Source organism: Streptomyces sp. Y20 (assembly GCF_043195475.1).
Classification (GTDB): Bacteria; Actinomycetota; Actinomycetes; order Streptomycetales; family Streptomycetaceae; genus Streptomyces.
Map to the genome: position 1 here is coordinate 96,297 of NZ_JBIDDP010000011.1, position 13,315 is coordinate 109,611.

14 protein-coding genes are annotated in these 13,315 nt (G+C 73.6%); 9 read left to right on the top strand and 5 right to left on the bottom strand.

What is annotated here, in order from left to right; all coding sequences use genetic code 11:
* Positions 1–235 precede the first annotated feature (235 nt).
* The 3 genes from ACGFT1_RS25920 to ACGFT1_RS25930 all read right to left on the bottom strand — a co-directional run bounded on the left by ACGFT1_RS25920 (position 236) and on the right by ACGFT1_RS25930 (position 2,718).
* A complete protein-coding gene (locus tag ACGFT1_RS25920) occupies positions 236–901 on the bottom strand; it encodes a 4'-phosphopantetheinyl transferase superfamily protein (RefSeq protein WP_373911383.1) in 666 nt (221 codons plus the stop codon).
* Between the two features lie 87 nt (positions 902–988).
* Positions 989–2,467: a class I adenylate-forming enzyme family protein gene (locus ACGFT1_RS25925; RefSeq protein ID WP_373911384.1), complete on the bottom strand. Its 1,479-nt coding sequence runs from the start codon at positions 2,465–2,467 to the stop codon at positions 989–991.
* Positions 2,467–2,718, bottom strand: a complete 252-nt coding sequence (locus ACGFT1_RS25930) for an acyl carrier protein (protein ID WP_373911385.1) — start codon at positions 2,716–2,718, stop codon at positions 2,467–2,469. Before ACGFT1_RS25930 ends, ACGFT1_RS25925 begins: the two co-directional genes overlap by 1 nt.
* Before the next feature lie 398 nt (positions 2,719–3,116).
* On the opposite strand from ACGFT1_RS25930, the gene paaA reads away from it, so the two are divergent.
* The 9 genes from paaA (at position 3,117) to kynU (ending at position 11,217) form a co-directional block, all read left to right on the top strand.
* On the top strand, positions 3,117–4,226 hold the full coding sequence (paaA, locus tag ACGFT1_RS25935) for a 1,2-phenylacetyl-CoA epoxidase subunit PaaA (protein WP_373911386.1): 1,110 nt from the start codon (positions 3,117–3,119) through the stop codon (positions 4,224–4,226).
* Entirely contained in the window at positions 4,226–4,537 is a 312-nt protein-coding gene (locus ACGFT1_RS25940) for a 1,2-phenylacetyl-CoA epoxidase subunit B (protein ID WP_361993638.1), read from the top strand. The genes paaA and ACGFT1_RS25940 overlap by 1 nt, the downstream gene beginning before the upstream one ends.
* Positions 4,521–5,318 carry a 1,2-phenylacetyl-CoA epoxidase subunit PaaC gene (paaC, locus tag ACGFT1_RS25945; protein ID WP_373911387.1) on the top strand — a complete coding sequence of 266 codons (798 nt, stop codon included), beginning with the start codon at positions 4,521–4,523 and terminating at the stop codon, positions 5,316–5,318. The genes ACGFT1_RS25940 and paaC overlap by 17 nt, the downstream gene beginning before the upstream one ends.
* Positions 5,319–5,410: 92 nt before the next feature.
* The gene (gene paaD, locus ACGFT1_RS25950) at positions 5,411–5,887 is read left to right on the top strand and encodes a 1,2-phenylacetyl-CoA epoxidase subunit PaaD (protein ID WP_373911388.1); all 477 of its coding nucleotides are present in this window, start codon (positions 5,411–5,413) and stop codon (positions 5,885–5,887) included.
* Between the two features lie 8 nt (positions 5,888–5,895).
* Complete coding sequence (locus ACGFT1_RS25955; RefSeq protein ID WP_373911389.1) at positions 5,896–7,293, top strand: 2Fe-2S iron-sulfur cluster-binding protein; 1,398 nt, start codon at positions 5,896–5,898, stop codon at positions 7,291–7,293.
* 57 nt (positions 7,294–7,350) lie between these two features.
* The gene (locus ACGFT1_RS25960) at positions 7,351–8,127 is read left to right on the top strand and encodes an SDR family oxidoreductase (RefSeq protein ID WP_373911390.1); all 777 of its coding nucleotides are present in this window, start codon (positions 7,351–7,353) and stop codon (positions 8,125–8,127) included.
* 103 nt (positions 8,128–8,230) lie between these two features.
* The gene (locus tag ACGFT1_RS25965; protein WP_373911391.1) at positions 8,231–9,085 is read left to right on the top strand and encodes a tryptophan 2,3-dioxygenase; all 855 of its coding nucleotides are present in this window, start codon (positions 8,231–8,233) and stop codon (positions 9,083–9,085) included.
* Complete coding sequence (locus ACGFT1_RS25970) at positions 9,075–9,923, top strand: alpha/beta hydrolase family protein (protein ID WP_373911392.1); 849 nt, start codon at positions 9,075–9,077, stop codon at positions 9,921–9,923. The genes ACGFT1_RS25965 and ACGFT1_RS25970 overlap by 11 nt, the downstream gene beginning before the upstream one ends.
* Positions 9,924–9,966: 43 nt before the next feature.
* Entirely contained in the window at positions 9,967–11,217 is a 1,251-nt protein-coding gene (gene kynU, locus ACGFT1_RS25975) for a kynureninase (RefSeq protein ID WP_373911393.1), read from the top strand.
* Positions 11,218–11,279: 62 nt separating this feature from the next.
* Here kynU and ACGFT1_RS25980 read toward each other — a convergent pair whose 3' ends face one another.
* Positions 11,280–12,158 (bottom strand): PfkB family carbohydrate kinase, encoded by an 879-nt coding sequence (locus ACGFT1_RS25980; protein WP_373911394.1) that lies wholly within the window; start codon positions 12,156–12,158, stop codon positions 11,280–11,282.
* 116 nt (positions 12,159–12,274) lie between these two features.
* Positions 12,275–13,276 (bottom strand): SIS domain-containing protein, encoded by a 1,002-nt coding sequence (locus ACGFT1_RS25985; RefSeq protein ID WP_373911395.1) that lies wholly within the window; start codon positions 13,274–13,276, stop codon positions 12,275–12,277.
* Between the last annotated feature and the right edge of the window lie 39 nt (positions 13,277–13,315).

Genomic DNA, 13,315 nt, shown 5'->3' on the forward strand with positions numbered 1-13,315 from the left:
GCGGTTGCGCGTGCGGTGGTGTGCGGGGTGCCCTCGATGAGGCGGTGGCCGGCGGTCAGCGGCCGGCCCAGCCGAGGACCGTGCTGAAGACGCCCGTGCCGACCGCCACCACCTCGGCGCGTCGACGATCGGCGAACGCCGACGCGGCGTCGGCGGGGGAGTGGGAAGGAGGGCGGCACCGCTCGTGCGGGCGGTTGCGCGTGCGGGGTCCCCTCGATGAGGCGGTGGCCGGCGGTCAGCGGCCGGCCCAGCCGAGGACCGTGCTGAAGACGCCCGTGCCGACCGCCACCACCTCGACCCGCACGGCGAGCCCCGGGTTCCGCCGCGCCTCGATCCGCAGACCGCGGGCGCACGGGTGGACCAGCAGGTCGCGCAGGCTTCTCAGCATGCCGGCGGGGAGCGCCTCCGGTCCGGTGTGCAGGGCTTTCCACGCGGCTTCCTTCGCCGAGAACATCGAGGTCACCGACCACCGCACCGCACCCGGAGCGGGAGCGCGCAGCAGTTCCTCCTCGTCCTCGCGCAGCACCAGCCGGGCCGCTTCGGCGGGCAGGTGGCGCAGTTCCAGATCACAGCCGAGCGGGACGTCCCGTCCCGGCGCCCGGGCCACGGCCACCGCGACGCCCGCGCTGTGCGTGATGGACGCCGCCCGCCCGGGAGGGAACACCGGCAGGCGGCCCGCCCGCGGGATCTCCCCGCAGTCCAGCCCCACCGCGCGCAACGCGCGCCGCGCCGCGAGCCGGCCGGCCAGGAACTCCAGCCGGCGCTGCGGTGGCATCACCGCGGCCGCGGCCCCCTCGGCGGGCCCGGCGGGGACGGCCTGCGGTTCCGAGACGGCGGCGACGCCCAGCCCGAGTCCGGCCGCCGCCCACTCCGGCCGCAGCGGGCGGAGCAGGGCGGCCACCTCGGCACCCGGACCGGGCGTTGCCCCCGCGAGCGTCCCCGGGGGAGGGCCGGCCGTCGGGGCCGGGCACTGGCACGGGCGCACGCGTCAGGCCCGCAGCAGCTTCTTGACGATCTTCCCGGCGGGGTTGCGGGGCACCTGCTCGATGAACTCCAACCGCCGCGGACGCTTGTACGGGGCGAGTCGCTGCCCCACGTGGGCGAGCAGGTCCGCCGCCCGGGCGTCCGGTTCGGCGACGACGTACGCCAGCGGTACCTCGCCGTAGTCCTCGTCGGGCATCCCGACGACCGCGGCGTCCCGGACCGCTGGGTGGGACATCAGGGCCCGCTCGATCTCCGAGGGATAGACGTTCTGCCCCGCCCGGATGATGACGTCCTTGGTGCGGTCCACGAGATGGATACGGCCCGCGTCGTCCACGAACCCCAGGTCACCTGTTCTGATCCAGCCGGCGAGGCTGATCTCGCGCGTGGCCTCGGGGTCGTTCCAGTAGCCCTGCATGACGCCCGGCCCGCGTACGACGATCTCGCCGATCTCGCCGCGAGGCAGTTCCCGTCCCGCTCCGTCGACCGCTCGGGCGGACATCCCGGGCACCACGCGTCCGCAGGGGATGCGGGCCGTGACGTCCCCGGGGGCCGGATGCTCGTCGGGGCCGAGGGTGACGAAGGGGCCGCCCACCTCGGTCATGCCGTAGACCTGCCGGAAACCGCAGCCGAGACGCTCCACCGCGTCGGCGTACACGTCCAGGGGCATCGGGGCGGCGCCGTAGAGGATCTCCCTCAGCGAGGACAGGTCGGCGCGCCCGGCGCCCTTGGCCTGGAGCATGAAGCGGAGCATCTGCGGGACCAGCCACATGTGCGTGGCACGGTGTTCCTCCACCGCGGCCAGCGCCCGCTGCGGGGTGAAGCCGGGCATGAGCACGACGGTGGCGCCGGCCGCCAGGTAGGTCAGGGACACCACCATGCTGCCGTGGTACAGGGGGCAGCAGTTGACCATGACGATGTCGTCCGTGGGACGCGCCATGACCAGCCAGCCCAGGGCGATGGCGCGGAACGACGCGCTGTCGACCGTGACGCCCTTGGCCTGTCCGGTGGTCGCCGAGGTGTGCAGCACGGCGATCGGGTCGGTGTCGGCCACCTCGGGCAGCTCACGCTCGGCGGCCAGGGTGCCCAGGGCCTCGAACACCGGCTTGTCCAGAGCCACCCTCATCCGCACGGACGCCGGCAGCTCGGGGTGCCGGTCCAGCAGCTCCGACTCACCGAAAACGGCCACCGCTCCGACGCGTTCGACGATACCGGCGACCTCCGGCACGGCCAGGCTGTGGTTCAGCGGGACGAACAGCGCGCCCAGCCGGGCCAGCGCGAAGTAGGTCTCCAGGACCTCGACACGGTCCTTGGACAGCACCGCGACACGGTCACCGCGCCCGATGCCGAGATCGGCCAGCCCCCGCGCGAGTTCCAGCGTGCGGTCGTGGAACTGCGACCAGGTGAGCCGGCGCCGCTCGTCGACCAGCGCCAACGCGTCGGGCCGGCACTGGCGGTTGCGCTCCAGCAGCTGTGCCAGCCACATCACGCACCGCCGGCGCCGGCGGCGGAACGCTCGGCCGTGAACCGCTCGTAGTCGGCGATCGTGTGCAGGCGCTCCATGTCGTCCGCGGTGATCTCCACGCCGAGCCGCTGTTCGACGAGCAGGACGAGCCGCACCAGGTCACCGGAGTCGATGCCGCTCGCGGCGAGGTCGACGTCGTCACCGACCCGCTCGGCGTCGGCGAACTCCGCGGTACCGGTGAGTTCGACCAGCAACTCCCTGATGGTGCTCATGCTCTCCCCTTTCGCCGCGGCGCGTGACCGCCGGGCGGATCTCGTGGGTCCGGTGTCACCCGAACAAGAGGCCCGCGCGGCGCACGGCAATCCCCGCCGTCCCGCGTGAGCTTTGTCACGCACCCGCACCGGCCGACGCGGGGATAGCGCGGCCCCTACCGGGCCTCTTTCCCCTACGAGAGGCCGCGCGGCACCCGCCCGGCGGACCGGGCACCGCGACGCGCCGGGCAGGCCGAGGCCCGACGTGCCGGGCGGCCCGAGGCCCGACGCGCCGGGACCCGCCGAGCGGGCCGAGAACCGAAAGACGCCGAAGGAGTGATGCCAGTGCCCAGGCCATACGTCCGGTCCGAGGACCGGTACGTGCCCGCCGTGGCGTTGACCGGCCGCGGAGGCACCGTATGAGCGCACAGCCGGCCGGCACCGCGGTCGCCGCGCGCGACGAGCTGCCCGCGCACTTCGACGGCCTCATCGCCCGGGGCGAGACGATCGAACCCCGTGACTGGATGCCCGACGGCTACCGCCGGATGATGATCCGCCAGATCGCGCAACACGCCCACTCCGAGATCATCGGCATGCAGCCGGAGGGCGCCTGGCTCACCCGGGCGCCTTCGCTGCACCGCAAATCGGTGCTCATCGCCAAGGTGCAGGACGAGGCAGGGCACGGGCTGTACCTCTACTCCGCCGCCGAGACACTGGGCGTGGACCGGGCCGACCTCCTCGACGCCCTGCACGGCGGGCAGCAGCGGGCTTCGGCGACGTTCAACCACCCCGCGCTGACGTGGGCGGACACCGGCGCCGTCGCCTGGCTGACGGACGGCGCCGCCGTCATCAACCAAGCGCCCCTGTGCCGCACGTCCTACGGGCCGTACGCCCGTGCGATGCGCCGCGTCTGCCAGGAGGAGGCCTTCCACGTGCGGCAGGGGTACGACCTCATGCGCGCCCTGTGCTCGGGCACGCCGGAACAGAAGGCGATGGCCCAGGACGCGGTGAACCGCTGGTGGCTGCCGGCCGTGGCGCTGATGTTCGGCCCGCCCGACACCGAGGCCGGCGGCGCCGACGCCCGCACCGCCGCACTCGGCGCCGCGGTCTCCCGCCGCGCCATGGCCTGGGGCATCAAGCGGCACACCAACGACGAACTGCGCCAGCGCTTCGTCGACAGCTGCGTCCCGCAGGCCGAACGCCTCGGGCTCACCCTGCCCGACCCGGCGATCCGCTGGAACGAGGAACGCGGTCACTACGACTTCACCCCGGTCGACTGGGACGTCTACCGCGAGGCGCTCGGCGACGACACGCACTGGTCCCGGCAACGCGTCGAACACCGGCGCACGGCACACGAGGACGGCGCCTGGGTGCGGGAGGCGTCCGCGGCGTACGCGGCGCGCTTCGGCACCGACGGGGCATCTTCCGCCACAGCCACAGCCACAGCCACAGCCACAGCCACGGCCACGGCCACGGCCACGCAAGCGGATCCGGCCCAGGGGGCGCGGGAACGGGTGGGTGAGCGCTGATGAGCCGGGAGCGAGAGGGCGCCCCTGCGTCCTGGGAGGTCCTCCTCAGGCCCCGCCGGGGCCTCGCCCACCAGCACGTGGGGTCCGTGCGCGCCTCCGACGCCGAAACGGCCCTGCTGCGGGCCCGTGATCTGTACACCCGGCGCGGCGACCCGCTGTCGCTGTGGGTGGTCCGCTCGGACGCCGTGCACGCGGCCTCCCCGGACGAACACGACCCGTTCTTCGCGGGCGCCCACCACAAGCCCTACCGGTACCCGGAGCAGTTCGCGCCGCTGACCGAGGAAGGCCCCGACGGTGACCCTCTCGACTGACCCCGCCGCGTCGGCCGAAGCCGTCCGCGTCGACGCCCACCTCGCCGTGCACCTGCTGCGCCTCGGCGACGACGCCCTCGTCCTCGGGCAGCGGCTGTGCCAGTGGATCACGCGCGCGCCCACCATCGAGGAGGACATGGCGCTGTCCAACATCGCCCTCGACCTGATCGGCCACGCCCGCGCGCTGCTCACCCTGAGCGGACAGGCCGACGGAACCGGACGTACCGAGGACGAGTTCGCCTTCACCCGCTCCGACCGCGAGTTCACGAACGTCCTGCTGACCGAACTGGCGAACGGGGATTTCGCGGTGACCGTCGCCCGGCAACTCGCCTACACCCATTACGCGGTCCTGTACTACGAGGCCCTGGCCGGTTGCGCGGACGCCCGACTGGCCGGTTTCGGGGAGCGGGCCGCCCGAGAGGTGGCCTTCCACCGGATGCACGCCGACAACTGGACCCTCCGGCTGGGACTCGGCACCCCCGAGAGCTCCTGTCGCATGCAGCGGGGTCTGGAACGCGTGTGGCCCTACACCGCCGAGTTGTTCGACGTGGACGACGTACTGAGCCACCTCGTGGCGGCGGGCACGGTGCCCTCGCCCGCCCCGCTGCGTCCGGCCTGGGAGCGCAGTGTGGGCGAGGTCGTGACCCGCGCGGGCCTGTCCGTACCGGTCCCGCGCTGGCAGGCCCGCGGCGGGCGGGCGGGCCTGCACACCGAGGAGTTCGGGCCGCTGATCGCCGAGATGCAGTCGGTGTACCGCCAGTTCCCGGGAGGCCGCTGGTGAACGGCCCGACACCCTTGGCGACGTCCCCGGCGCCGCCCCGGACGGCACCTTCGGCACAGCACCCCGTCGTACCCCTGCGTCCCGCCCGCGCGGTGGCTGAGGTCCGGGCCTCGGTGGAAGCACTGCCCGACCCGGAGCTGCCGATGATCGGCCTCGGCGACCTCGGCGTGATCCGCTCGGTCGCCCCGGCCGCCGACGGAGTGCTCGAAGTGGAGGTCACCCCGACCTACCTGGGCTGTCCGGCACTGCCCGCCATCGTCTCCGCGATACGGGACGTGCTGGCGGCGAGCGGCCACCCCGAGGGGCGGGTACGGCAGGTCCTGTCCCCGCCGTGGACGACCGACCGCATCACGGAGGCGGGCCGGGCGCGACTCGCCGCCCACGGCATCGCCCCGCCCGTACCCGCCCCGGCGAACGGCCCGGTCCCTGTCCCGCTGGCCCAGGTGCCCTGCCCGCACTGCGGCTCCCGTGCCACCCGGCCGCACAGCCCCTTCGGACCGACCCGCTGCCAGTCCGTGCTCCGGTGCACGGCATGTCACGAGCTGTTCCCCCACCTGAGCGCGCTGTGAGGCGGACCGTGAACACCATCGACACCTCCGACGCAACCGTCCCCCCGGACGGGGCCGCCTCCGCCGCGGACGGGGCCGACGACACCCCGGGCATCTCCGCCGAGCCCGGCACCGCCTCCGCCGCAGGCGTGTGCGCCCCCGCAGGCGTTCCCGCCGCGCGGCGCCCCGCCTCCACCGGGACCGGCATCCTCCCCGCCGCGCCCGGCACCACCCCTGCCGAGCCCCGTCCCGCTGGGACCCGTTCCGCCCACGCCCCCGCCGCGGGCGCCGTCGTGCCCGCTGTCGCACCCCCGGCCGCCTCGGGTCCGAACCCCTCCGGCCGGCCCCGGCGCAGTGGCTGGTACCCGCTCGTGGTCGCCGAGGTCGGGCACCTGCCCGGGGACGCGGTCGCGCTCACCCTGGAGGTGCCCGGGCCGCTGCGCGAGGTGTTCGCGCACCGGCCCGGCGAGCACGTCGTGGTCCGGCACCGCCTCGCCGGCAGGGAACTGTGCCGCAGCTACTCGGTGTGCCCCCCACCCGACGACCCGGCCGCGCTGCGCCTGGTGATCAGGCGCGGTGCCCCCGACGGCTTCGGCGCCCACGCCACCACCGCGCTGGCACCCGGGGACGTTCTCGAACTCTCCCCGCCCACGGGCACGTTCGTTCTGCCCGGGCCAACCGGGGGTCACCACGTCCTGATCGCGGGCGGCTCCGGCATCACACCGCTCGCCGCCATGGCCGCCACCGCGTTGCGCGAGGACCCCGCCTGCCGGGTCTCCCTGATCCACTCGGTCCCGACGTCCGCCGACGCCCTGCTGGCCGACGAACTCGCCGGTCTCAAGGACGCGTTCGTCGACCGCTTCACCGTCCTGTACGTCCTCACCCGGGAGGAGCGCGGCGCCGGGCTGCCGGGCGGGCGCATCGACGGTGTGACGCTGCCGCGCCTGCTCACCGCGGTAGGCGCCCGCCCCGGCCCCGGCACCTCCTTCGCCGTGTGCGGCCCGGCCGGCCTGGTCGTCTCCGTGCGCCGGGAGCTCACGGCGTGGGGCGCCGAGGCGGCCCGGATCCGTTCGGAGATGTTCACCCCTGCCGGTACCGGTACCCCGCAGCCGAGTGCGCCGCCTTCCCGGCCGACCGCCGCCCCGCAGCAGACCCGTGTCACCGCGCTGCTCGGCGGTCACCGCCGTCTGGCGACCGCCGGACCCGGCGATGCCACGCTCCTCGACGCGCTGCTTCGCGCCCACCCCGACGTGCCCTACGCCTGTCGTGAGGGCGTGTGCGGCAGCTGCCGGGCCCGCGTCCTGTCCGGCCGGGTGACGGCGGAACTCCAGCACGCCCTCGACGCCGAGGAGACCGCCGCGGGCTACACGCTCGTGTGCAGGGCCCGGCCGCTCGGCACCGAACTCACCCTCGACTTCGACGCATGACCGGCGCACGACGTTCGTCCGTCGCGATCCCAGCCCACTCGCCCGAAGGAGAAGACGTTGACCACCACCCTGCGGCACGAGGGCAGAACCGCCCTGGTCACGGGAGGCAGCCGCGGTATCGGCCGGGGCATCAGCCGGCGCCTGGCCCGGGAGGGCGCCCTCGTGGCGGTCCACTACGGGCACGACCGGGCGGCGGCCGACCGAACCGTGAAGGAGATCGAGGCCGACGGCGGCCGGGCCTTCCCCGTCCACGCCGAACTCGGTGTGCCGGGCGACGCCGAAGCGCTCTGGGAGGCGTTCGACGGCGCCCTGACCGGTCAGGGCGAGCACCCGGGCCTGGACATCCTCGTCAACAACGCCGGCATCACCCTTCCGCGCCGGATCACGGACGTCACCGAGGCCGACTACGACCGGGTGTTCGCCATCAACACCAGGGCACCGTTCTTCATCGTCCAGCGCGGGCTGGACCGGCTGCGCGACGGCGGCAGGATCGTGAACGTCTCCTCGGTGGCCACCCGCTTCGCCTTCCCGGCGATCGTCGCCTACACCATGACCAAGGCGGCCCTGGACTACCTCACCCTGTCCCTCGCGCAGGAGCTGGGTCACCGGGGCATCACCGTCAACAGTGTCGCGCCCGGCTACACCGAGACGGAGATCAACCCCACGCTGCGCATCCCGGAGGTCCGCCGGAGGTACTCGGACGCCTCCGTGTTCGGCCGGCTCGGCGAGCCCGCGGACATCGCCGACGTCGTGTCCTTCGTGGCGAGCGACGAGGCCCGCTGGGTGACCGGCCAGTGGATCGACGCCTCCGGTGGCGTGCACCTCGGCGTGTGAGACAGCCCCTCGCCGCACCGCTCTTCCCGCACCGTCCGACCGGTGGCCCCCCGGCCCGGCCGCGGGGCCGCGCTCCCGGCCCGTGGCAGCACTAGGAGATGCCATGAACGACAGCCCGTCCGCCCTCGCCCCGCCCGTCGCGGACGACCTCGACCTGTTGACCCAGCCCTTCCCCGGCGCGAGCCCCTACGACGCCTACGTGCGCGCGTCCGTCCTCAACACACTCCAGCACCCCCTCACCGAGGCCCCGGACGAGATGGGTTTCCTGGTCACCACCCAGGTGATGGAGCTGTGGTTCACCCTGATCGTCCACGAGTGGCGCACGGCCGGCACGGCCTTCGCCAAGGACGACCTGGACGCGGCGGTGGACGCCCTGGCGCGCAGCCGCCGCGCCCTGACCGCCCTCAACGCCGCCTGGGCGCCGATCGCCGCCCTGACACCCTCCCAGTTCAACGGTTTCCGCGCCGCGTTCGGCAGGGCGTCCGGCTTCCAGTCGGCGATGTACCGGCACATGGAGTTCCTCCTGGGGGACAAGTCCCCCGGCATGCTCCGCCTGCACCGGGGCGACGGATCGGTCCACGAGGCGCTCGGCGAGACCTACCGCGGACCGTCCCTCTACGACGAGGTGCTGCACTTCCTGTACCGTCAGGGCCTGCCCGTCCCCGAACACGTCCGTCACCGGGACGTGACCGGCCCGTACACCTCGGATCCGGGTGTGGTCGAGGCCTGGCGGCAGGTCTACGCCGGCCCCCAGCACCACCCGCTGCTCGCCCTCGGTGAGCTGCTCACCGACATCGCCGAACTCGTCACGCGCTGGCGCTCGGACCACGTCATGGTCGTACGCCGTGCCATGGGGACCAAGAGCGGCAGCGCGGGCTCCGCCGGGATCGCCTGGCTGGAGCGGCGCGCGGCCCGCCCGGTCTTCCCCGAACTGTGGGAGGTGCGCGGTGGCCTCTAGGACGATCTCCGCCTTCGCGGCCGAGGAGGAGAAGCGGGTACTGAGCCTGAAGCCGGTGCTGGCACCGGTGCACGGCTCCTACGGGAACCACCCCCACCAGGTCTACGACGCCTGGCCGGCCGAAGACCCCGCCGCCCCGCTGGTGATCCTGTTGCACGGCGGTTACTGGCGCTACGACCGGATGCACCTGACCCCCTTCGCCGCCTACCTCTCCGAGCAGGGCTTCGACGTCCTGCTGCCGGGCTTCCGTCGGTCCGGTGGCGCCGGCGGCTATCCCGAGACGTTCGACGACGTCGCGCGGATCGTGGACACCCTGCCCCAGGGACGGCCGTACGTCCTGGCGGGGCACTGCTCGGGCGGCCACCTCGCCCTGTGGTGCGCGGCCCGCGGCCTGCTGCCGCCGGGTTCGCGCTGGTACACCGCGGACCTGCCCACCGCCGTGCTGGCGCTCGCTCCGATCACGGACCTCACCGCCACCCGCCGTGACGACCTCAGCGACGGCGCCGCTCTGCAACTCCTCGGCGGTGCCGACGTGTTCGAGGAGCGGCTGCCCGCGGTCGACCCCCTCACCCTGCTGCGTGAGGCGGGCACGACCGGCGTCCCCACCGTGCTGCTGCACGGGGCCGTCGACGAGGAGGTCCCGCTCACCCAGTTCACCGACTACGCGTCCGTACACCGTGATCTGAGGACCGTCGTGCTGCCCGGCACCGGCCACTACACGCTCATCGAACCGGGCGCGCCCGGTGCCCGCGCGGTCGCCGGAACGCTGGAGGAGATGTCGGCCGCATTCGGCGCACGCCGCCCGGCCGACGACAGCCGGAGGACCCCGCGGCCATGACGACCACCGGCACCGGACGACGACAACCGGAAGGCCCGCAACCGTGACGACGACCTTCACCGCACTGGACGAACAGGCCGTGCGACTCGACGCCGACGACGTCCTGGCCCCCCTCCGTGAGCGGTTCCTGCTCCCGGACGGCGTCGTCTACCTCGACGGCAATTCCCTGGGCCCCCTGCCCGCCGCCGTCCCCCAGGCCCTCACCGACGCCGTGTCCCGGCAGTGGGGCACCGACCTCATCCGCTCCTGGAACAGCAACGGCTGGTGGGACGCGCCCCTCAGGGTGGGTGACGCCGTCGGCAGGCTCCTCGGCGCGGCGCCGGGGCAGACGGTGGCGGGGGACTCCACCAGCGTGCAGTCGTTCACCGCGCTCAGCGCCGCCGCCGCCCTGCGCCCCGACCGGACGCTGCTGGTCACCGACCCCGGCCATTTCCCCACCGACCGGTACCTCGCACAGGCGGTGGCCGACCGCCAGGGCCTCGAAGTACGGCACGTCCCCCCGGCGGCCCTGGCGTCGTTCCTCGCCGCCGAGGGTGAGCGCGTCGCCGTCATCAGCTACTCGCCCGTCGACTTCCGTACGGGGGAGCTGTTCGACATGCGGTCGTTGACCGAGGCCGCGCACCGCGTCGGCGCGCTGGTCCTGTGGGACCTGTGCCATGCGGCGGGCGCAATCCCGCTGCACCTCGACGCCCTCGGCGTGGACTTCGCCGTGGGCTGCGGCTACAAGTTCCTCAACGGCGGTCCGGGCGCCCCCGCGTACCTGTACGTGGCCCGACGCCATCACGAGGCACTCGACACCCCGCTGCCCGGCTGGAACGGCCATGCCGACCCCTTCGGCCTGGACCGCCGCTACACGCCCGCGCCGGGTATCGCCCGCGCCCGCATCGGCACCCCGCCCATCCTGTCCCTGCTGGCCCTCGAAGCCGCGCTCACCGTCTTCGACGACGTCGACCTGGCCCGGGTCCGCGCCAAGAGCCTCTCCCTGACCACCTTCTTCCTCCGCTGCACCGCCGAACTCCTCGTCCCGCTCGGCTTCGAACCCGTCACCCCCTCCGACCCCGCCCGCCGCGGCAGCCACGTCGCCCTGCGCCACCCCCACGCCCACGCTCTGACGCGGGTACTGGCGGACCGCGGCGTGATCATCGACATGCGCGCCCCGGACCTGCTGCGCTTCGGCGTGAACGCCCTCTACACGACCCATCGGCACCTGCTCACCGCCGCCACCCACCTGAGCGGCATCGTCCGGGAGGCCGCCTACGACCCGACGCCCCCGCCCTCGGGCCCGGTCACCTGAGAACCGTCGGAGCACCACAGCCGTCCGCACCCGGCGTTCCAGGGGCGGGCGCTGCCCGGCTGTCACGCGACGGTCCCCGCCGGCGTCGGCCAGCCGCAGCCGAAGGCGGCCTCCACGAAGCACTGGTGGTAGGCCGCCCGCGCGCCCCGGTGCAGAGCGCGTTCCAGGGCTTCGGGGGCCGGCGAGTCACGCCGGGACCATCCGTCGCGAAGCAGTGAGACGGCGAATCCGGCGACGAAGGCGTCCCCGCAGCCCATCGTGTCGGACATGGCACCGGGGTCCGCGGTACGGGCAGGCGCGGCGGCCGTGATCCGGCCGTCGTACACGATCGCCCCGGCCAGGCCGCGGGTGGCCAGTGCCATTCCGGCCCCCCGGCGCACCGCCTCGGCGAGCAGCGCCCGCGTGGCGGCCTCGTCCAGGTGCGAGCACGACAGCAGCGCCAGGTCGACATGGGGGCAGACACGGTCGAGATAGGCGGGTGTGCGGTACTCCTCCTCGTCGGAGAAGTCGAAGCTGACCAGTGGGCCGGCCGTGGCGAGCCGGGGGAGTTCGGCCTCGGTGCGGGAGTAGACGCCGGAGTGCACGAGGGTGAACGACGCGGCGTAGGCGAGCAGGGCGGGGGTGAGGGGAAGCGGTTCGCGGACGGCGTCGCCGCCTGGGTCGTAGCCGAGGAAGATCCGGTCACCGTGCTGCACGTGCAGGGTGGAGACCGAGGTCGTGCCGTGGCGCACGAGGCTGCGGTCCACGGTGACGCCCTGGGCGGTGACGGCAGCGCGCAGGGCGGTGCCGAGGTCGTCGTCGCCGAACACCCCCAGGTAGGCGGCGTCCAGACCGAGCCGGCGGGCGTAGACGGCGACGTTGACGCAGTTGCCGCCGGGGTAGTCGGTGCCGCGGTCCACGAAGCGGTCGACGGTGTTGTCGCCGAAGCCGAGGACGTTCATGAGGGACTCCCGAGATGCGGGCACGATGTGCGAAGCACCGCGCCCGCCGTGGGCGCGCCGGTGCCGGGGCACCGGCGCGCGGGACGTGAGGGACGAGGGGTACCGGTCGGAAGGGCTCAGTAGTCCATGACGCGGTAGTAGCGGCGCAGGTCGAGCGAGTGGTCGCGCACCCGCTCCAGGTGCTTGCTGACCCTGTCCATCACGGTGTCCATCACCAGCGGGGCGAGCAGTCCGCGGAACCGCGGGCTGATGCCTTCCAGGGGGTAGTCGCGGGTGTCGAAGACGGTGACGTCCTTGGAGACGCGCTTGGCGAAGGCCTCGGCGCGGTCGGTCAGCGCCCGGGTCTCGTCCTCGCCCTGGAAGACGATGACGCTGGTGCTCTCCTCCAGGAGTTCCAGCGAGCCGTGGAAGAACTCCGCGCTGTGCACCCGGGTGGTGCGCAGCCACTGCATCTCCTCGAGGATGCACATGGAGTACAGGTAGGTGAATCCCCACAGGTTCCCGCCGCCGATGAGGAAGTGGTAGCCGGTGTCCTTGTGGGCCTCGGCGAAGGCCGCCGCCACCGGTTCGGCCTGCCGGGCGACGTCCACCAGGATGCGGGGCAGGCCGGCGAGTTCGCCGGCGAGGCGTTCGTAGCCCTCGAACTCGCCCCGGCGGGAGAGCAGCCGGCCCATGAACAGCAGCAGCTGGACGTCGAACGGCCAGGCCTTGGGCTCGGAGATCAGCGCGGTGTCGACGCTCTGGGCGATGGGGGAGTCGGGGTAGCCGGTGAAGCCGATCGTGTGGGCACCGCGGGACTTGCAGTAGTCGACGGCGCGGAGGCTGTCGTCGGTGGTGCCGGAGACGGAGGTGAAGACGGCGATGGTGCGTTCACCGAGGCGGGCGTCGCCGGAGGCGGCGAGTTCGGCGGCGACGGCGGCCCGCACCGGCAGCAGCGAGGAACGCCGGGCGAGGTGCTCGTAGGGCCACATCTGAGCATACGTGCCGCCCGCGCCCACGAGGAGGACGTTGTCGTAGCCGTCGTCGGCCAGACGGTCGACGACCTTCTCGATCTGGGGACGCAGCGCCAGGAGGCTCTCCGTCTGGGAGACGAACTCGGCTTCGTTGAACTTGAGCACGGTGATGACTTCCTCAGAGGTGGTTGCGTACCGGCCGGC